This is a genomic window from Micromonospora globispora (assembly GCF_003857015.1).
Lineage (GTDB): Bacteria > Actinomycetota > Actinomycetes > Mycobacteriales > Micromonosporaceae > Micromonospora > Micromonospora globispora.
On sequence record NZ_QGGF01000029.1, the window covers coordinates 1 to 19000 of the forward strand.

The 19000-nt window shown below is 72.3% G+C and carries 19 protein-coding genes and 1 pseudogene; 12 read left to right on the top strand and 8 right to left on the bottom strand.

All coding sequences use genetic code 11. The features are described from left to right. The 3 genes from sepH to DKL51_RS00800 form a co-directional block, all read right to left on the bottom strand. On the bottom strand, positions 1 to 664 hold a 664-nt coding region (gene sepH / locus DKL51_RS00790; protein ID WP_148097691.1), incomplete at its 3' end, for a septation protein SepH. Between the two features lie 186 nt (positions 665 to 850). Continuing rightward, on the bottom strand, positions 851 to 1978 hold the full coding sequence (gene serC, locus DKL51_RS00795) for a phosphoserine transaminase (protein WP_124811616.1): 1128 nt from the start codon (positions 1976 to 1978) through the stop codon (positions 851 to 853). A gap of 249 nt (positions 1979 to 2227) precedes the next feature. Continuing rightward, a complete protein-coding gene (locus tag DKL51_RS00800) occupies positions 2228 to 3334 on the bottom strand; it encodes a citrate synthase 2 (protein ID WP_109947591.1) in 1107 nt (368 codons plus the stop codon). 275 nt (positions 3335 to 3609) lie between these two features. On the opposite strand from DKL51_RS00800, the gene pdxH reads away from it, so the two are divergent. The 7 genes from pdxH (at position 3610) to DKL51_RS00835 (ending at position 9724) form a co-directional block, all read left to right on the top strand. Further along, a complete protein-coding gene (pdxH, locus tag DKL51_RS00805) occupies positions 3610 to 4239 on the top strand; it encodes a pyridoxamine 5'-phosphate oxidase (RefSeq protein WP_109947592.1) in 630 nt (209 codons plus the stop codon). Further along, positions 4236 to 5537 carry an MFS transporter gene (locus DKL51_RS00810; protein ID WP_109947593.1) on the top strand — a complete coding sequence of 434 codons (1302 nt, stop codon included), beginning with the start codon at positions 4236 to 4238 and terminating at the stop codon, positions 5535 to 5537. The genes pdxH and DKL51_RS00810 overlap by 4 nt, the downstream gene beginning before the upstream one ends. Before the next feature lie 89 nt (positions 5538 to 5626). After that, entirely contained in the window at positions 5627 to 6553 is a 927-nt protein-coding gene (locus DKL51_RS00815) for an aldose 1-epimerase family protein (protein ID WP_109947594.1), read from the top strand. Between the two features lie 18 nt (positions 6554 to 6571). Beyond that, the gene (locus tag DKL51_RS00820; protein WP_124811617.1) at positions 6572 to 7174 is read left to right on the top strand and encodes a nitroreductase family protein; all 603 of its coding nucleotides are present in this window, start codon (positions 6572 to 6574) and stop codon (positions 7172 to 7174) included. A 199-nt stretch (positions 7175 to 7373) separates the two neighbouring features. Beyond that, positions 7374 to 7679 carry a type II toxin-antitoxin system VapB family antitoxin gene (locus DKL51_RS00825; RefSeq protein WP_109945322.1) on the top strand — a complete coding sequence of 102 codons (306 nt, stop codon included), beginning with the start codon at positions 7374 to 7376 and terminating at the stop codon, positions 7677 to 7679. 32 nt (positions 7680 to 7711) lie between these two features. After that, a complete protein-coding gene (locus tag DKL51_RS00830) occupies positions 7712 to 8872 on the top strand; it encodes an acyl-CoA dehydrogenase family protein (RefSeq protein ID WP_109945323.1) in 1161 nt (386 codons plus the stop codon). A 99-nt stretch (positions 8873 to 8971) separates the two neighbouring features. Next, positions 8972 to 9724, top strand: coding sequence for a DUF4230 domain-containing protein (locus DKL51_RS00835; protein ID WP_109945324.1), 753 nt, complete (start codon positions 8972 to 8974; stop codon positions 9722 to 9724). 64 nt (positions 9725 to 9788) lie between these two features. Here DKL51_RS00835 and DKL51_RS00840 read toward each other — a convergent pair whose 3' ends face one another. Beyond that, positions 9789 to 9995, bottom strand: coding sequence for a PspC domain-containing protein (locus DKL51_RS00840; protein WP_109945325.1), 207 nt, complete (start codon positions 9993 to 9995; stop codon positions 9789 to 9791). A 330-nt stretch (positions 9996 to 10325) separates the two neighbouring features. On the opposite strand from DKL51_RS00840, the gene DKL51_RS00845 reads away from it, so the two are divergent. The 4 genes from DKL51_RS00845 to DKL51_RS00860 are packed head-to-tail and all read left to right on the top strand — an operon-like array spanning position 10326 to position 13548. Continuing rightward, positions 10326 to 11696, top strand: a complete 1371-nt coding sequence (locus tag DKL51_RS00845) for an L-serine ammonia-lyase (RefSeq protein ID WP_109945326.1) — start codon at positions 10326 to 10328, stop codon at positions 11694 to 11696. 47 nt (positions 11697 to 11743) lie between these two features. Beyond that, positions 11744 to 12571: an ABC transporter permease gene (locus tag DKL51_RS00850; RefSeq protein ID WP_109945327.1), complete on the top strand. Its 828-nt coding sequence runs from the start codon at positions 11744 to 11746 to the stop codon at positions 12569 to 12571. Continuing rightward, positions 12572 to 13315, top strand: a complete 744-nt coding sequence (locus DKL51_RS00855) for an ABC transporter ATP-binding protein (protein WP_109945328.1) — start codon at positions 12572 to 12574, stop codon at positions 13313 to 13315. Continuing rightward, positions 13312 to 13548, top strand: coding sequence for a hypothetical protein (locus tag DKL51_RS00860; protein WP_124811618.1), 237 nt, complete (start codon positions 13312 to 13314; stop codon positions 13546 to 13548). The genes DKL51_RS00855 and DKL51_RS00860 overlap by 4 nt, the downstream gene beginning before the upstream one ends. Here DKL51_RS00860 and DKL51_RS36045 read toward each other — a convergent pair. After that, positions 13523 to 13813: pseudogene (locus tag DKL51_RS36045) on the bottom strand (DUF6232 family protein); the annotation flags it as partial. The gene DKL51_RS00860 and the pseudogene DKL51_RS36045 overlap by 26 nt on opposite strands. Positions 13814 to 14313: 500 nt before the next feature. Here DKL51_RS36045 and DKL51_RS00870 point away from each other — a divergent pair. After that, positions 14314 to 15282, top strand: a complete 969-nt coding sequence (locus DKL51_RS00870; protein WP_109944322.1) for a C40 family peptidase — start codon at positions 14314 to 14316, stop codon at positions 15280 to 15282. Positions 15283 to 15367: 85 nt separating this feature from the next. Here the strand turns inward: DKL51_RS00870 and DKL51_RS00875 are convergent, their stop codons facing one another. The 3 genes from DKL51_RS00875 to DKL51_RS00885 form a co-directional block, all read right to left on the bottom strand. Then, positions 15368 to 16357 (bottom strand): sigma-70 family RNA polymerase sigma factor, encoded by a 990-nt coding sequence (locus DKL51_RS00875; RefSeq protein ID WP_185734658.1) that lies wholly within the window; start codon positions 16355 to 16357, stop codon positions 15368 to 15370. A gap of 464 nt (positions 16358 to 16821) precedes the next feature. Next, a complete protein-coding gene (locus DKL51_RS00880; protein WP_124811619.1) occupies positions 16822 to 17772 on the bottom strand; it encodes an N-acetylmuramic acid 6-phosphate etherase in 951 nt (316 codons plus the stop codon). Further along, positions 17769 to 18683, bottom strand: a complete 915-nt coding sequence (locus tag DKL51_RS00885; RefSeq protein WP_109944319.1) for a MurR/RpiR family transcriptional regulator — start codon at positions 18681 to 18683, stop codon at positions 17769 to 17771. Before DKL51_RS00885 ends, DKL51_RS00880 begins: the two co-directional genes overlap by 4 nt. Between the last annotated feature and the right edge of the window lie 317 nt (positions 18684 to 19000).

Genomic DNA, 19000 nt, shown 5'->3' on the forward strand with positions numbered 1-19000 from the left:
CGCCACCCCGGCTCGGCTCGCCGCGCGACGGGCCGGGCAGCGCGTGGCCGCCCCGCTCCGGCGCCGGCTCCTGGCCCAGGATCGGGGTGGGACGCTCGGCGCAGAGGTACTGCGCCATGTCGTCGTGCGGGGTGACGTTCTGCCGAAGCTTGTCGAGATCCCACACGGCCTGCGCGGTGGCCTTGCCCGACGGCCAGGTGGCGATGATCCGCCAGGTGCCGTCGTCGCGCCGGTACGCGTCCCAGGAAATCTTCTCCGTGTCGATCCCGTGCTGGGCCAGCCGGCCCTGGACCACCTCGGCCAGCGGGGTCGGCTTCTCGGCCCCCTTGAGCCGGGTGCGCCGGGCGTGCTGGGCGAGCATGGCCCGCTCCTGCAGCACCGGCCCGGCGTAGCGCAGCACCCGGTCGACGGGAACGCCGGCGATCCGGGCGACGTCCTCCGCGGACTCGCCGGAACGGATCCGGGCCTGAATGTCCCGCGGGGAGAGGGAGGGTGCGGGGTCGGCGGGGCTGGGCACGACCGCGAGTGGCGTGGCGCCAGGCTCGGCATGCAGCACCGAGGCGACGCGCTCGTCGATGGGGAGGGCGAGCAGGCGCCCGACCTCGTCGGCGAGCACCAGAGCCTGGCCGTCCTCGGAGAGGGCGACGAAGCGTACTGGGCGCATGGCGTTGCCTCCGTCCCGCTTCGCTGGCCGTCACGCCACGAGCCGGCCACCCGGGCGTCTCGGACCACCGTACGCGCATCTACCCGAAGGTGGGGGATGCGACACTCCGCATGTCGGGATTGAGCTGCGGTGATGATCACGGTGGGTGGCCGCCGGAGCTCCGACGACCACCCACCGTGACAACTGCTAGAGCCGCTCCACCACGTAGTCGATGCAGGCGGTCAGCGCCTCCACGTCGGCCGGCTCCACGGCCGGGAAGAGCGCGACCCGGAGCTGGTTGCGGCCCAGCTTCCGGTACGGCTCGGTGTCCACGATGCCGTTGGCGCGCAGCGCCTTGGCGATCGCCGAGGCGTCCACCCCCTCGGCGAAGTCGATTGTGGCGACCACGTTGGAACGCAGCGCCGGGTCGGTGACGAACGGGGTCGCCACCGGCGACCGCTCGGCCCAGCCGTACACGATGCCGGCGCTCTCGGCGGTGCGCTTGGCCGCCCAGGTCAGGCCGCCCTGCGCGTTCATCCAGTCGGTCTGCTCGGCGGCCAGGAAGATGGTCGCCAGCGCCGGCGTGTTGTACGTCTGCTCCAGCCGCGAGTTGTCGATCGCGGTGACCAGGTCGAGGAAGGCCGGGATGTAGCGGCCGGACTCCTTGATCTCGGTCGCCCGGGCCAGCGCGGCCGGCGACATCAGGGCCAGCCAGAGACCGCCGTCGGAGCCGAAGCACTTCTGCGGGGCGAAGTAGTAGACGTCGGTCTCGCCGACGTTGACCTCGAGGCCGCCGGCCCCGGAGGTGGCGTCGACCAGCAGCAGCGAGCCCTCGTCGGCGCCCGGCACCCGGCTGATCGGCACGGCCACGCCGGTGGAGGTCTCGTTGTGCGGGGTGGCGTAGACGTCCACCCCGGCCTCGGCGACCAGCGTCGGCGCGCTGCCCGGCTCCGACTTGCGGACGGTCGGCTCGCCGAGGAACGGCGCGTCCTTGACCGACTTGGCGAACTTGGCGCCGAACTCGCCGAAGCTGGCGAACTGGGCGCGGTCGCGGATCAGGCCGAAGGTGGCGACCTCCCAGAAGGCGGTGGTGCCGCCGTTGCCGATCACCACCTCGTAGCCCTCGGGCAGGGAGAAGAACTCGGCGATGCCCCGGCGGAGTCGGGCCACCTGGTCGCGGACCGTCTTCTGCCGGTGCGAGGTGCCCAGGTAGCTGGTCGCCACGTCGGCAAGTGCGGAGACCGCCGTTGGACGGACCTTGGACGGCCCGCAGCCGAACCGCCCGTCGGCGGGCTTGATGTCGTCGGGAATCCGGATGGTCGGTGCGTCAGCCACGGTTGTCGAGATCCTTCCGCATGGGCGAGAGCGGGCCCTTCAGCGGGCGCGGATCGACGGCGGACCCGTGCGCTCAGGCGCACGGCGCGGCCGGGATCCGAGCCCGGTCCGGCGACACTGCCGGCCTTCATCCTCGCACCCTGACCGGCGGGTCCGACGGCTGGTCCCACGCACCGGGGTGAGGGATGCGCCACAGGACGCGCGAAGGGCCCCGTCCGCGCGGACGGGGCCCTTCGACGGGTACGCGGATCAGACGCCGTGCGGGATGGCGTCCCAGCCCTCGACCTCCTGCGGCTTCCGGCTGCCCGGGCCGACGTAGCGGGCCGACGGGCGGACCAGCCGCTGGAGCTTCTTCTGCTCCAGGATGTGCGCGGACCAACCGCCCATCCGGGCACAGGTGAACATCGAGGTGAACATGTGCGCCGGCACCTCGGCGAAGTCCAGCACCACGGCCGACCAGAACTCGACGTTGGTGGCGAGCACCCGGTCCGGGCGGCGGGCCTGGAGCTCGGCCAGCGCGGCCTTCTCCAGCGCCTCGGCGATCTCGAAGCGGGGCGCGCCCAGCTCCTTGGCGGTGCGGCGGAGCACCCGGGCGCGCGGGTCCTCGGCCCGGTAGACCCGGTGGCCGAAGCCCATCAGCCGCTCGCCGCGGTCGAGGACGCCCTTGACGTACCCCTCGGCGTCGCCGCTGCGCTCGACGGCCTCCAGCATGCTGAGCACCCGGGACGGCGCGCCGCCGTGCAGCGGGCCGGATAGCGCCCCTATGCCGGAGGAGATGCAGGCCGCGGCGTCGGCGCCCGTGGAGGCGACGATCCGGGTGGTGAAGGTGGAGGCGTTCAGGCCGTGCTCGGCGGCCGAGATGAAGTACGCGTCGACGGCCTTGACGTGCCGCGGGTCCGGCTCACCCCGCCAGCGCTTCATGAAGCGCTCGACGATCGTCTCCGCCTTGTCGATCTCCTTCTGCGGGACGGCCGGCAGGCCCAGGCCGCGCGCCGACTGGGCGACGAAGGAGAGCGCGGTGACCGACACCCGGGCCAGGTCCTCGCGGGCCTGCGGGTCGGAGATGTCCAGCAGCTGGCTAAGCCCCCAGTACGGGGCGAGCATCGCGACGGCGGACTGCACGTCGACCCGGATGTCGCCGGAGTGCACCGGCACCGGGAACGGCTCGGCCGGCGGCAGGCCCGGGCCGAACCGCCCGTCGACCAGCAGCGCCCAGACGTTGCCGAAGGAGACCTGGCCGATCAGATCCTCGATGTCGACGCCGCGATAGCGCAGGGCGCCACCCTCGCGGTCGGGCTCGGCGATCTCGGTCTCGAAGGCGACGACGCCCTCCAGCCCGGGTTTGAAATCGGCCATCTCGTTCTCCTGGATCTGCTCGGCGCGCCCGGGCGGTCAGGCCCAGTCGGCCGAGCGCCTCAGGCGACCCTCAGGGATGTGTTCGTGACATCTTGCCTGCTGGGTAACCAAGTGCGCGACCCGCAGCCACTGTGCCGCACGCGACATCCCCCGGGGTGGACAAGCTCACCCCCTCGGCCAGACTGGGCGGTGGGGTCTGGCCAGCGTCGGGGGACGCGCACCGCCCCACGAGGGAGAGAAGGAACGTGACGGGCGACACAGTTGCCCCGGCGGCCATGCGTAACGAGTACGCGGCCGACCAGGGCCTTTCCGAGGATGACCTGGCCGCCGACTGGCACACCCAGTTCGGCCGCTGGTTCGCCGAAGCGGTGGCCCACCCGCTCCCCGAGCCGAACGCGATGATCGTCGCCACCGCCGACGCCGCCGGCCACTCCAGCGGGCGTACCGTCCTGCTCAAGGGGTACGACCCGGACGGGTTCGTCTTCTACACCAACTACGACTCGCGCAAGGGCGGCGAGCTGGCCGTCAACCCGTGGGCCAGCCTGGTCTTCCCCTGGTTCCCGATGCAGCGGCAGGTGGTGGTGGCCGGTCCGGTGGAGCGGGTCGACCGGGCCGAGACCGAGGAGTACTTCGCCAGCCGGCCGCGCGGCTCGCAGCTCGGCGCCTGGGCGAGCACCCAGTCCCGGGTCATCCCGGACCGGGCCGCGCTGGACGATGCGTACGAGGCGGTCGCCGAGCGCTTCGCCGACGTCGACCCGATCCCACCGCCGCCGCACTGGGGCGGGTTCCGAGTCCGCCCGGAGAGCGTCGAGTTCTGGCAGGGCCGGGCCAGCCGGCTGCACGACCGGCTGCGGTTCCGGCGTACCGAGGGCGGCACCTGGGTCACCGAGCGGCTGGCGCCGTGACCGCGATCAAGGAGACCCGGCCGCGCGAGGCGCGCCGCTGGGCGATCGACCTGCGCCCGCTGCGCGTGCCGGCGTTCCGCCGGATCTGGCTGGGCGGCGGCATCGCCATGCTCGGCTTCCAGTTCACCGCGGTCGCCGTACCGGTCGAGATGTACGACCTGACCCGGGACTCGTTCTGGGTCGGTCTGCTCGGGGTGGCCGCGTTCCTGCCGCTGCTGGTCTTCGGGCTCTGGGGCGGGGCCGCCGCCGACGCCCGCGACCGGCGCGCCGTGCTGCTCGTCAGCCAGGCGGTGCTCTGGGCGTCGATGCTGGCGCTGCTGCTCCAGTCGCTGCTGAAGGTGGGCAGCCCGGTGCTGCTGCTGGTGCTGGTGGCCCTCCAGTCGGTCGGCTTCGCGGTCAGCGGGGCGGCCCGCACGGCGAGTCTGCCCCGCCTCGTGCCGGCGGAGCTGGTGCCGGCGGCGACCACGCTGAACTACACCACCTACACCGCCGCCTCGGTCTTCGGCCCGCTGCTGGCCGGCCTGATCTTCGCCGTCTGGCGGACCGAGGCCGCGCTGCCGATCGCGTACGGCCTGGACGCGCTCTTCTTCACCGCGGCGGTCTGGGCCACCGTCCGGATGCCGGCGCTGCCGCCCGAACCGGACCCGGACGGCGACGACACGCCGCGTCGGGCGGGGCTGGCCAGCGTCGTCGACGGTCTCCGGTACCTCGGCACCACCCCGGTGCTGCTCTCGTCGTTCGCGATCGACCTGATCGCCATGATCCTGGCGATGCCCCGGGCGCTCTTCCCGGAGATCGCCGAGAACCGGTTCGGCGGCGGCGCGGCGGTGGGCTGGCTCTACAGCGCCATCGCCATCGGCGCGATGGTGGGCGGCCTGACCTCCGGCTGGATCGGCCGGATCCGCCGGCAGGGCCGGGCGCTCGTGATCGCGGTGGTCGGCTGGGGGCTGGCCGTCGCCGCCGCCGGGCTGGCCCGGCAGCTCTGGCTGATGGTGGCGCTGCTCGCGGTGGCCGGCGCGGCCGACCTGGTGAGCGCGGTGCTCCGGCAGTCGATGCTGCTGGTCTACGCGCCGGACCGGATGCGCGGCCGGCTCCAGGGGGTGAACACGGTGGTGGTCGCCGGCGGCCCCCGGCTGGGCGACCTGCGGGCCGGTGCGATGGCCGCCGGGCTCGGCACCAGCGTCGCGATGGTCGCCGGCGGCCTCGCCTCGGCCGTCCTCGCGGTGCTGCTGGTGGCGGTCTTCCCAGCCCTGCTGCGCTACCGGGCGGGGGCGGCCGCGGAGCCGGACCGGACGTGAGGATGGCCCGCCGACCGGGGTGCCGCCGGTCGGGACGCTGATCATCGGGGTTCAGCGGGGGCCGGCGGGAACGGACTAAGGTCGCCGACATGGAGAACGCCGCGACCCGCCCGTCCGGGACACAGTGGAGCATTTCCGCCGACGGGCACGAGGCGGTCGTCGTCGAGGTGGGCGGTGGGCTGCGGGCGTACCGGCACGACGGGGTGGACTACCTCGACGGGTACGCGGCGGACGAGATCTGCCCCGGCTCGGCCGGTCAGGTGCTGGCGCCCTGGCCGAACCGGATCCGCGACGGGGCGTACACCTTCGGGGGGCGGTCGTTGCAGCTCGACCTGAGCGAGCCGGCCCGGCACAACGCCATCCACGGCCTGGTCAACTGGGTCTCCTGGCACCTGGTCGAGCGGTCCGACGACAGCGTCACCGTCGGGTACGACCTGCCGCCGAGCCCGGGCTACCCGTGGCCGCTGCGGCTGCGTACCCGGTGGAGCGTGGGACCCGACGGCCTGCGCGTCGAGCACGAGGCCACCAACGTCGGCCAGGAGCCCTGCCCGTTCGGCTACTCGATGCACCCGTACCTGCGGCTGCCCGGGGTCCCCGTCGGTGAGCTGTCGTTGCAGGTGCCGGGGCGTATCCGGGTGCTGGTGGACAGCCGCCTGCTGCCGGTCGGGGCCACCGCGGTCGCCGGCACCGAGTACGACTTCACCGAGCCCCGCCCGATCGGCGACGCGGTGCTGGACATGGCGTTCGGCGACGTGATCCGCGACGGCGACGGCGGCTCCGCGGTGACCCTCGCCGCGCCCGACGGCTCCGCCGCCGTGCAGGTCTGGGCGGACCGCGAGTTCGGCTGGTGGCAGGTCTTCACGGGGGACACGCTCAGCGGGGAGCGGCACCGCCGCTCGGTCGCGGTGGAGCCGATGACCTGCCCGCCGGACGCGTTCCGCTCCGGCCGGGACGTGATCACGCTGGAGCCGGGCGGCACCTGGCGGGGCGCCTGGGGCGTCCGGCCCGGGGCCTGAGCGGGGCGGGGGAGCGACATGGAGTTCGCCGAGGTGGTCCGGCGCCGCCGGATGGTGCGCAACTACGACCCGGACCGGCCGGTCCCGCCCGACGTGGTGGACCGGCTGTTGGAGCACGCGACCCGGGCGCCCTCGGCGGGGTTCGCCCAGGGCTGGGGTTTCCTCGTGCTGGAGACGCCGGAGGACCGGGAGCGGTTCTGGGCGGCGGCCACGCCGGCGGGCGGTGGGCGGGAGCGGTGGCTGGCCGGGATGCGCCGGGCGCCGCTGATCGTCGTACCGCACGCGAACCGGTCCGCCTATCTGGAGCGGTACGCCGAGCCGGACAAGGGCTGGGCGGACCGGTCGACCGAGCGTTGGCCGGTGCCGTACTGGTACGTCGACACCGGCTTCGCCGCCCTGTTGATGCTGCTCACCGCAGTCGACGAGGGGTTGGGGGCGTGCTTCTTCGGGATTCCGCCGCAGCGGATCGATCCGTACCGGGAGGCGTTCGGGGTACCCGAGGAGTACCACCCGATCGGCGCGGTGACGGTCGGCTACCGGGCGCCGGATCACCGGTCGCCGTCGCTGCGCCGGGGCCGGCGGCCGGTCGGCGAGGTGGTCCGACGGGGCCGGTGGAGCTGATCGCACATCGGCGGAAGTCGTTCCGGTTGACGCCCGTCGGCGGGGGTACCGGCGGTAGCGAACCCGACATGAGGGAGGAAAACGTGGTGTGGCGAGGGCGGCTAGGCTGGCAGCGACATCGTCAGCCGCGCCGCGCGGTGCTCCGCCGTGATCCGGCCGGGCGCCGAGGCCGGCCGGGCCAGGGGGAGGGAAGCGCGCCGTGATCTTCAGGGCGGTCCGGGACGGGCGTCCCTACCCGGAGCACAACCTCACGCTCAAGCAGTGGGCGGAGATCCCACCGCGCCCGCTGCGGCTGGACCAGCTCATCACCACCAAGCGGGAGTTGGCGCTGGACAAGCTCCTCGCCGAGGACTCCACCTTCTACGGCGACCTCTTCCCGCACGTCGTGCAGTGGAACGGTGGCCTCTACCTGGAGGACGGCCTGCATCGGGCGCTGCGCGCGGCGCTCCAGCAGCGCAACCAGATCCACGCCCGGGTGCTGGTCCTCGGCCCGCAGGGCGAGTGACGACCGCCTGAGTCTTCGTTAAGGTGACCCCCATGACTGCCTTGGACCTGCTGGACATCGACGCTTCGCTGGGCGAGGAGGAGCGGCAGATCCGCGCCGTCGTGCGCCAGCTCGTCGACGACCGGGTACGCCCGCACGTCGCCGGCTGGTACGAGGACGGCCACGTCCCCGCCCGCGAGCTGGCCCGCGAGTTCGGCAAGCTCGGCCTGCTCGGCATGCACCTGACCGGGTACGGCTGCGCCGGCGCCTCCGCCGTCGCGTACGGGCTGGCCTGCCTGGAGCTGGAGGCCGGCGACTCCGGCGTCCGCTCGCTGGTGTCCGTGCAGGGCTCGCTGGCCATGTACGCCATCTGGCGCTACGGCAGCGAGGAGCAGAAGCAGCGCTGGCTGCCCGCCATGGCGGCCGGCGAGGCGATCGGCTGCTTCGGGCTGACCGAGCCGGACCACGGCTCCGACCCGGCCTCGATGGCCACCCGGGCCCGTCGGGACGGCGACGACTGGATCCTCAACGGCAGCAAGCTGTGGATCACCAACGCGCCGATCGCCGACGTCGGGGTGATCTGGGCGCGCACCGACGAGGGGGTGCGCGGTTTCGCCGTACCGATGGACACGCCCGGCGTGACGGCGCGCGAGATCCGGCACAAGATGTCGCTGCGCGCCTCGCTCACCGGGGAGATCGCCCTCGACGACGTGCGGCTGCCGGCGGACGCCCGGCTGCCCGAGGCGATCGGGCTGAAGGCGCCGCTGAGCTGCCTGACCGAGGCCCGGCACGGCATCGTCTGGGGCGCGCTCGGCGCGGCCCGCGACTGCCTGGAGACCGCCCTGTCGTACGCGACCACCCGGACCCAGTTTGGCCGCCCGCTGGCCGGTTTCCAGCTCACCCAGGCGAAGCTCGCCGACATGGCGGTCGAGTGGAACAAGGGCCTCCTGCTCGCCCTGCACCTGGGCCGGCTCGCCGACGCCGGGAAGCTCCGCCCCGAGCAGGTCAGCGTCGGCAAGCTGAACAACGTGCGGGAGGCGCTGGCGATCGCCCGGCAGTGCCGGACGATCCTCGGCGCGAACGGCGTCTCCGGCGAGTACCCGGTGATGCGGCACGCCAACAACCTGGAGAGCGTCCTCACCTACGAGGGCACCTCGGAGATCCACCAGCTGGTGATCGGGCAGCAGCTGACCGGGCTGTCGGCGTTCGCCTGACCTGCGGACACGCCGCTTCCGGCGGCTCACCGAGCGGGTGTCGTACTGGGCACGTACCGTCAACATCAGGCGATTTGTCTGACGAGGACGGTGAGGGCGATGGCCCGCGACCCTGACATCAACGAGCCCACCCGGGAGTTTCCCGGCTACCCGACCGCCGAGTCGCTGCACGCCCGGTCGGACGCCAAACCGGATGCGCCAACACCGGCCAATGGCCAGGCCCGCAGCCTGCTCTGGGTGCTCGGCGCGGCCGCGCTCGCGGTGGTGGTGCTGCTCGGCGTGCAGGCCACCGGGATCCTGCCGGACTTCCGCAACCCGTTCGCCAAGGAGCAGACCGACCGCAGCCAGCCGCCGCTGCTCAAGTCCATCCGCGACCTCAGCCGCTACGTGGCGGCCGAGGGCAACTTCCAGGTCGTCGTCGACCTGCAGAACGACCGCAACAACGTGCCGGAGTTCCTGCTCAACCAGCGGACGCTCTTCGTCGGGGCGGGCAGCGTCGAGGCGTACGTCGACTTCGCGAAGATCTCCGACGGCGCGGTGGTCGTCTCCCCCGACGGCAAGTCGGTGGAGATCAAGCTGCCCGCGCCGCAGCTCGGCGAGACCAACCTCGACCTGGAGAAGAGCTACGTCTTCGCCGAGCAGCGCGGTCTGCTCAACCGGCTCAACGATCTGGTCGCCGGCGACCCGAACCGGCAGCAGCAGGTCTACCAGTTGGCCGACGAGCGGATCACCGCCGCCGCCCGGGACAGCGGGCTGACGGCCCGCGCGGAGGAGAACACCCGCAAGATGCTGGAGGGCCTGCTCCGCTCCCTCGGCTACGAGAAGGTCACCGTCACCTACACCGCCTCCTGACCCGGTACGCGACGGCGCCCGCTCCGGATCTTCCGGGCGGGCGCCGATCCGTTCGACGGGGGGATCAGTAACCGGTGGCGGGGTAGCGGTCCTCGTTCGGCATCAGGGCCCAGAGCACCAGGTAGATGATCACCTGGGTGCCGGGCAGCAGCAGCGACAGCAGGAACAGCAGCCGGACCATGCCGGCGGACATGCCGAACCGCTGGGCCAGGCCGGCGCAGACACCGGCGAGCATGCGCCCCTCGCGGGGCCGGACCAGTTTGCGACTCATCGTCGTACTCCCACTCTGCGGCGATCCGCCGCTCTGGTTCTACGGTAGAAACGGCTGGCCACCGCGCCCTCGGTCGCGAGGATGATCGGCGGCCCCGGCACCCGTAGGTGCTTACCCCGGCGGGTCCGCGCCAACGCGCCGGCGCGTCGGGGTGGGCTTTCCGCGCGGTGTGCCGGAGTGTGCCGGGCGGCGGGCAGGTGCTGGTGGGGGCGGGTAGGCTCGCCGGTCGGGCGCCCACACCCCGGGCTCCCGACCGGCCGTTCCGCAATGGGGCGGTGCGACCGGGCCGGACCCCGCACAACGGGGTACGACGGCGAGGAAAGTGCAGCCATGATCAGTGTTTTCGACCTCTTCAGCGTCGGCATCGGGCCGTCCAGCTCGCACACCGTCGGGCCGATGCGGGCCGCCCGGACGTTCGTGACCGGGCTCAAGGCCGACGGGCTGCTCGCCGACACCGTGCGGGTCCAGGCCGAACTCTTCGGTTCCCTCGGCGCGACCGGCCACGGTCACGGCAGCGACCGGGCGGTGCTGCTCGGGCTCGAGGGCGAGGCGCCGGAGACCGTCGACACCGACAGCGTCGCGCCGCGGGTCGCCCGGATCCGCGCCGAGCGGCGGCTCAGCCTGCTCGGCGTGCAGGAGATCGACTTCGACCCGGACCGGGACCTGGTGCTGCACCGCCGCCGTTCGCTGCCGTACCACCCGAACGGGATGACCTTCGTCGCGTACGACCGGGCGGGCGCGGAGCTGCGCGGCCGCACCTACTACTCCGTCGGCGGCGGGTTCGTGGTCGACGAGGCGGCGGCCGGGGCGGACCGGATCACCGCGGACACCACGCCAGTCCGGTACCCGTTCCTCACCGGCGCGGAGCTGCTCACCGTCACCACCGGCACCCGCCTGTCGATCAGCGAGGTGATGCTCGCCAACGAGCTGTCCTGGCGTACCGAGGGGGAGGTGCGGGCCGGGCTGCTGGAGATCTGGCGGGTGATGCGGGAGTGCGTGGAGCGCGGCTGCGAGCGGGACGGCACCCTGCCCGGCGGACTCAAGGTGCGGCGGCGGGCGGCCGAGCTGCGGCGCAGCCTGGAGGCGGAGGCCGACTCGACGGACCCGCTGCGCGCGATGGACTGGGTCACCCTCTTCGCCCTCGCGGTGAACGAGGAGAACGCCGCCGGCGGTCGGGTGGTCACCGCGCCGACCAACGGCGCCGCCGGGATCATCCCGGCCGTGCTGCACTACTACACCCGCTTCGTGCCGGGCGCCTCCGAGGACGGGGTGGTCCGGTTCCTGCTCGCCGCCGGTGCGATCGGCGTGCTGTTCAAGGAGAACGCGTCGATCTCCGGCGCCGAGGTCGGCTGCCAGGGCGAGGTCGGCTCGGCCTGCTCGATGGCGGCCGCCGGGCTCGCCGAGGCGCTGGGCGGCACCCCCGAGCAGGTGGAGAACGCCGCCGAGATCGGTATGGAGCACAACCTGGGGTTGACCTGCGACCCGGTCGGTGGCCTGGTGCAGATCCCCTGCATCGAGCGGAACGCGGTGGCTAGCATCAAGGCGATCACGGCCGCCCGGCTGGCGCTGCGCGGCGACGGGGTGCACGCCGTCTCGCTGGACAAGGTCATCAAGACCATGCGGGAGACGGGCGCCGACATGAAGGTCAAGTACAAGGAGACGGCGCGGGGCGGCCTGGCGGTCAACGTCATCGAGTGCTGAGCCCGACGGGGTGACCCGCCCGCGCCCCCGGTCGGCGAGGAGGGCACGTGACGGCTGGCGTCGAAGCCCTCTGGTCGGCCCGCAACTCGCTGCGGATCCTGGTCAAGCGGGACCTGGCGGTGAAGTACCAGCAGTCCGTCCTGGGTTACCTCTGGTCGCTGATCGAACCCCTCGGCATGGGGGCGATCTACTGGTTCGTCTTCGGGGTGCTCTACTCCGGCGCGACCCGCCGGCACCTGGGCGACGCGTCGGAGTCGTACCCGCTCTTCCTGATCACCGGCATTTTCGCCTGGATGTGGGCCAGCTCGGCGATCAACGAGGCGACGAACGCGCTGACCGGCCAGGCCCGGCTGATCACGACCATGAACATGCCCCGCCAGATCTTCCCGATCGGCCGGGTCGCCGGCCGGTTCGCCGAGTACGCCGCCGGCCTGCCGATCCTGATCGGCATCGCCGCCGTGTACACCGCACGGGGCAAGGTCCACCCGGGCTGGACGGTGCTCGCCCTGCCGCTCGCCGTCGCGGTGCAGGGCGTCCTGCTGGTGGGGATCGCGCTGCTGCTGTCGGCATTGAACGTGCTGATGCGCGACATCGAGCGGTTCATGCGGCTGATCATCCGGGTGCTCTTCTACGCCACCCCCATCATCTATCCGCTGAGCCTGGTGCGGGAGTCCGGGATGCCGACCTGGCTCAAGGTCGCCTACGAGCTGAACCCGCTGGTCGGCATCTTCCAGTTGCACCACGCCATCTGGTACCCGGACGAGTTCCCCGACGCCCGGCTGCTCGCCACCACCGTGCTGGGCAGCCTGCTGGTGCTGGCGGTCGGCTGGTGGTCGTTCCGCCGGCTGGAACCCGCCGTGCTCAAGGAACTGTGAATGACGGCGATCATCGAGGCGGACGGGCTGGGCATCCGGTTCGTCCGTAACCGCCGCCGGCAGCTCCGGCTGCGGGAGCTGCTCATCCGCCGGGGCGGGCGGGACGCCGGCGCCGGCCAGTTCTGGCCGCTGCGGGACGTGTCGTTCCGGATCGAGCCGGGTGAGACGGTCGGTGTGGTCGGCCGCAACGGCACCGGGAAGAGCACCCTGCTGCGCCTGATCGCCGGGGTGCTGATTCCCGACGAGGGCCGGATCCGGGTGCACGGTGACGTGGCGCCGCTGCTGGAACTCTCCGCCGGGTTCTCCAACGACCTGACCGGCCGGGAGAACCTCTACCTGGTCGGCGGGCTGCACGGGCTCTCCGCGGCGTACCTGCGCCGGCACTTCGACGAGATCGTCTCGTTCGCCGGTGAGCAGATCGAACGCTCCATCGACACCTCCGTCCGGCACTACTCGTCCGGCATGAAGGTCCGGCTCGGCTTCGCGGTCATCGCCCACCTGCCGCACCCCATTTTGCTGGTGGACGAGGTGACCGCGGTCGGGGACGCGGAGTTCCGCGCGAAGTGCTATGCGACCATCGAGCGACTTCTCGCGGAAGGGCGCACGCTGGTGCTGGTGTCACACAACGAAAAGGACCTCACCCGGTTCTGTCGTCGGGGCCTCTACCTCGACGCCGGCCGGCTCACCGTCGACGGGACGATCGACGAGGCGCTGCACGCTTACGGCAGCGCGGCACAGCGGTGACGCTCGCGATCGTGCTCGCCGCCGACGCGGCGAGCCTGCCGACCGGTACCGGGGAGAGCCGGGTCGACCGGCTGACCGGGCAGTGGCGCCGGGCCGGCGTGGCCGACGTCCGCGTCGCCGCCGATCTGGGCGAGCTGGCCGCGCTGGCGGCGGCCGCCACCGGTCCCGCACCACCACCAGCAGCACCGGCAGCAGGCCGACCGCTCCCAACGCCAGGTACGCCCCGGCGGTGAGCCGTTGCAGCCCGCCGGTGAAGCCGAGCAGTACGCCCACCCCGCCGATCATGGCGGCGGTGGCCACCACGGCACGGAGGGCGAGCCGGTCGTGCGGACCCCGGGTGGTCCACAGCTGGGTCAGTTCGGCGACCGGCCAGCTGTTCCGGCCGACGGTGAAGCGCTCGGCGGTGACCACGATGCCGGGACGCGCGTAGAGCAGGGTCGGGGCGGCGGTCGGCTTCGGCGACCGGGGTGGGCGGGTGGCGGAGCCATCAGTCTGCACGGCGTCCTCCCAGGGCTGGCGCTGCCGGCTGTCCGCCTCGGCGAGCTGCGTCGATGCCGTCCGGCGGGATTCCCGGGTCCTGCTTCATTGTTCGGGCGTCGCGCCAGCCGGACGCGGTGATTTGCGCGCATCCGGGCAACCGGCTGCCTGGCACTCTCGCCCACAAAGAGGATTCATTTCGGTCTTTGTCAGCATTTTGCGCCTCGTTGCCTGGCGACATCCGCCGAGAACGACGAATCGGGCTAGCCGCGCGTAGGGCACATCCCGCCGCACGACCGCAACGAACGGCCAGCGAAGGGGTCACCAAGCGTCACCGTGATCGCTGGCACTTCCTGCCACTTTGGCAACATTCGCCCCTGCTTCAACTGCGGTTCACTCGCGTCACGGGTTAGGTTGGGCGGGCCGGACCGGTCGACCGCCATTCACCCGGATGGCCCCGGGCCGGTGTCGTCGTGGCAGCAAGCGCCGCCCCGGCGACCGTGGAGAGGAGCCTTCCGCTCTTGTCGTCCTTACGGATGCTGCTGCGCACACTGGCGGTCGTCGGCCTCTCGGCCACGCTGATCGCCCCGGCGTCGGTGGCTCGGGCCGAGCCCACCCCCGCCGAGCTGACGAAGCAGATCGAGAAGTCCTCGACTGAGCTGGAGCGAATCGTCGAGTCCTACAACAAGCTCAACGAGGAGATCAAGGCCAACAAGGCCACCGCGGCCAAGCTGCAGGCCCAGATCGGCCCGCTGCAGGCGCAGGCCGAGCAGAGCCGGGCCGACGTCGCGGCCCTCGCCGCCACCGCGTACAAGAGCGGTGGATTGCGGACCACCGAGGCCCTGCTGGAGCAGGGCGGGGCGAGCTCGCTGACCGAGCGCCTGGGCACCCTGGACCAACTGACCCGGCAGCGCCAGCAGACGATCGACGGCTTCACCGCCAACCAGCGGAAGCTGATCGACCAGAAGACCCGGCTGGACGCGACGTTGGCCCGCGAGGCCGCACAGGCCCGCCAGCTCGCCGCCGGCAAGAAGAAGATCGAGACCGACCTGAAGCGGCTGTACGAGCTGCGCCGGCAGGCGTACGGCCGGGCCACCGAGGCGCCGACGAGGGCCAGCTCCGGCGGCACCGCCCCGGCCATCTCCGGCTCGGCCGGGGTGGCGGTGCGGTACGCGTACGGGGCGATCGGCAAGCCGTACGTCTGGGGGGCCGACGGCCCCGACGGGTACGACTGCTCCGGGCTCACCCTCGCCTCGTGGCGGGCGGCCGGCAAGTCACTGCCGCACAACGCGGCGATGCAGTGGGACGCCACCGCGCGGGTCAGTCGAAGTTCCCTGCAACCCGGTGACCTCGTCTTCTACGAGGGCCTCGGGCACGTGGCGATCTACGTGGGCAGCGGGCAGGTGATCGACGCGCCGAGCGCGGGCCGCAACGTCAGCAAGCGGGACATGGACATCATGACCATCGCCGGCTACGGCCGGGTGCGCTGACCCCCGCGGCCTGACCGCTGAGACAGCGAACGGCCGGCGTCCCCCTATCGGACGCCGGCCGTTCGTGTTGTCAATTACTACCAGCTCAGGCCGCCTGCAGCCCTTCGGCCCGGGCCAGCTCACGGAGCCGGCCGAGGGCCTGGATCTCCAGCTGGCGGATCCGCTCCCGAGAGAGCGAGAACCGCGACGCCACCTCGGTGAGCGAGTGCTCCCGGCCATCCTCGAGGCCGTAGCGGGCCCGCATGATGCCGGCCGAGCGGTCGTCGAGGTGGTTGAGCAGACCCTCGATCCGCTGCCGCTCCAGGCCGGTGAGGACGATGTCCTCCGGCGAGGGAGCATCGCTGTCGGCAACCAGGTCGCCGAGCTTGGTGTCGCCGTCGTCGCCCACCGGGGTGTCCAGCGAGACGGTGTCCTGCGACCAGCGGACCAGCTCGTTGACCCGCTCGACGGTGACGCCGAGGGCGGTCGCGATCTGCTCCGGCTCCGGGTCGCTGCCCAGCTCACGGGTGAGCTGACGGGTCACGTTCCGCATCCGGTTGACGTCCTCGACCAGGTGCACCGGCAGCCGCACGGTGCGCTCCTGCTGGGCGATGGCCCGGCTGATCGCCTGGCGGATCCACCACGTCGCGTAGGTGGAGAACTTGTAGCCACGCTCGTAGTCGAACTTCTCGACCGCCCGCACGAGGCCGGTGTTGCCCTCCTGGATCAGGTCCAGCATGGGCATGCCCGAACGCACGTAGCGTCGCGCGATCGACACGACCAGTCGCAGGTTGGCGCGGATGAAGAGGTCCTTCGCCCGCTCACCCTCGGCGACCAGTCGCTCCAGTTCCTCCCGGTCGACGCCGGCCGGGACGCGGTCCTCGCTGAGCAGGTGCTCGGCGTAGAGGCCCGCCTCGATCGCCTTGGAGAGGTCGACCTCCTTGGCGGCGTCGAGCAGCGGCGTCCGGGAGATCTCGTGCAGGTAGACACCGACCAGGTCGCGCTCCTCGGCGACCTCGTCAGTCCGCATGCCAATGTTCTTGTCCACGATTGCCACGGTCCCCTCGCTCGCGCCGGTTGCCCGGTTCCTTGCCATCCCCACGTTCATCAGCCCTTCCCCGTAACTTCCGCTGTGCCCGCAGGTGCTGACACCTACACAACAGATGAGACGCGTCGGGGATTCCATGTCGTGAGTCGAAACTGTCACGAATGCCTGAGTGGTAGCTGAGAGCCCGGTCCATGTTTGCTGTCAGGACCCCCGTCGGGTGACGCCCTCCAGGCAGCACGAACGGGTCGGCGGATCAGCGCATTTCCGCCCCGCCCAGGGAATCGCACCATTGCGAATTCCATGAACACAGCGACCCGCGTCACCGCCTCATTGCGATCCTGCTCACTGCGAGATACGCGCCGGTGGACCGGTCGGTTCAGCCACGGGTGAGGATTACCCCACCCCTCGATGAACAATCCGCACTGGGAAAGACGTCCCGGCTGGGGAGTGACGTGCGTCGCAATGGGTAGGGCCGGACGATGCCTCTGCCCGCCGGTGGACGGCGTCGAGCGTCAGGAGGCGAGCAGGGCAAGCGCGCCGCGCACCTGGTCGGCGGAGCGGGCCAGGGCGGCGCGGGCGGCGGGGACCCCGGCACCGGAGACGAGCGAGACCAGCGCGGTCTTGAGGTCGCCGTCGGCCTCCTGCAGGGCCCGCCGGCAGATCTCCTCGGCGCAGCCCGTGGCCTCAATCAGGATCGAGATCATCCGGCCGCGCAGCTTGGCGTTGGTGGCCACCATGTCGATCATGAGATTGGAGTAGACCCGACCGAGGCGCACCATCACGGCGGTGGAGAACGTGTTGAGCACCAACTTCTGGGCGGTGCCCGCCTTCATCCGGGTCGACCCGGTGACGACCTCGGGTCCGGTGTCCACCCCGATGAAGACGTCCACCGCCGAGGCGGCCTCGGCCTCCGGGTTGGCACAGAGCAGCACGGTCGAGGCCCCCTGGGCGCGGGACGTGGCGAGCGCCCCGAGGACGTACGGGGTGCGTCCGCTGGCGGCCAGCCCGACCACCAGGTCGCCGGGGCGTACGCAATCGGCGGCCTCGGCGGCGCCGGCGCGGTCGTCGTCCTCAGCGTCCTCGACGGCGCGCCACATCGCCTCCGGGCCACCGGCGAGGTGCGAGCAGAACCAGTGCCGCGGCGAGTTGAACGTCGGCGCCAGCTCGGCGGCGTCCAGCACGCCCAGCCGACCGGAGGTGCCGGCGCCGAAGTAGTGCACCCGGTGTCCCCCGCGCAGGGCGGCCACCGCCAGGTCGACGGTCTCCGCGATCTCGTCGAGGACGCCGGCCACCGCGGCCGGCACCCGCCGGTCCGCCTCGTTGATGACGGTGAGCACGTCCCGGGTCGACATCAGGTCGAGGTCGACGCTGTGCGGGTTGCGACGCTCGGTGGGCGCGCCCACCCGCACCACGGGCCGGCCCAGGTCCGCCATCTCGTCCGGTTCCACCCGGCCGGCCGTCATGCCCGCCTCCGGCCGGAGCCGACCCGGTGCGACTGGACCGCCGCGGCCGTCGCCTCCAAGGCCTTTCTCGCCTTGGCCCGGCTCCGCGCCGCCACCCCGACGAAGAGGCAGTCGACCACGGTGAGCTGGGCCAGTCGGCTCGCCATCGCGCCGGAGCGGTACGTGGTCTCCCGGGCCGCCGTGGTGAGCACGAAGTCGGCCACCTCGGTGATCGGCGAGCGGGGGAAGTTGGTCAGGGCCACCGTGGTGGCACCCCGGGAGCGGGCCTGCTCCAGCACCTCGATCACGTCGGACGTGGTGCCGGTGTGCGAGATGCCGACCGCGACGTCGCCCCGGCCGAGCAGGGCGGCCGAGGTCAGCGCGGTGTGCACGTCCGGGAAGTAGAAGGCGGTGCGACCGATGCGGTGCAGCTTCTGCTGGAAGTCGGAGGCGACGAAACCGCTGGCGCCGGCGCCGTAGACGTCGATCCGACCGGCGCCGCCGATTGCCTCGACGACCTGCTCGCAGACGGCCGGGTCGAGCTGTTCGGCGGTCTCCTCGACGGCCCGGGCGTCGTTGAACGCGATGGTCGCGATGATCTGCGCCAGGTCTGCGCCGGGCGGGATGTCACCGCCCACCACCCGGGCGTCCGGCGGCTCGACCCGGCGGGCGGCCTCGGCGGCGAGCCGGATCCGCAGCTGTGGGTAGCCGTCCATGCCGACCGACCGGCAGAACCGGATGACCGTGGCCTCCGAGGTCTCGGCGGCGGTGGCGAGGTCGGTGATCGTACGCCGGGCGGCGTCCGCGGGATCGGCCACGACCAGCCGGGCGACCCGCTGCTCGGCCGGGGACAGCGACGGGAGCAGGCCACTGATGTGGACGATCAGTCCACCCGGTTCGTGACTCGCAGAAATCTTCGGACTCTTCGCCACGGATGAAACTTACTTTCATGAGGCGTGACCGTCAACCGTGCCGCGCGTATCGGAAAAGTACCGCCTTCCGCGCCGGGCCGTCCCGCCAAGGGTCCCATTCGGGCAGCCCCGCCACCTCATCCGCTCCGGCCGAGTGCACCGTGCCGCCCGACCGCCCGATCGGCTGTCGTCCACGCCGAGCCCTCCGGACGGCTCGGACGCCTGGCCGGACGGGCGGCCCCGGGGACGCCACCGCCGCCGCCCCAGCCCCCACCGCATCGTCGCGGACGGTTAGCGTGTGGCCATGGCGGAGCGCAGTGTGCTGGTCACCGGTGGCA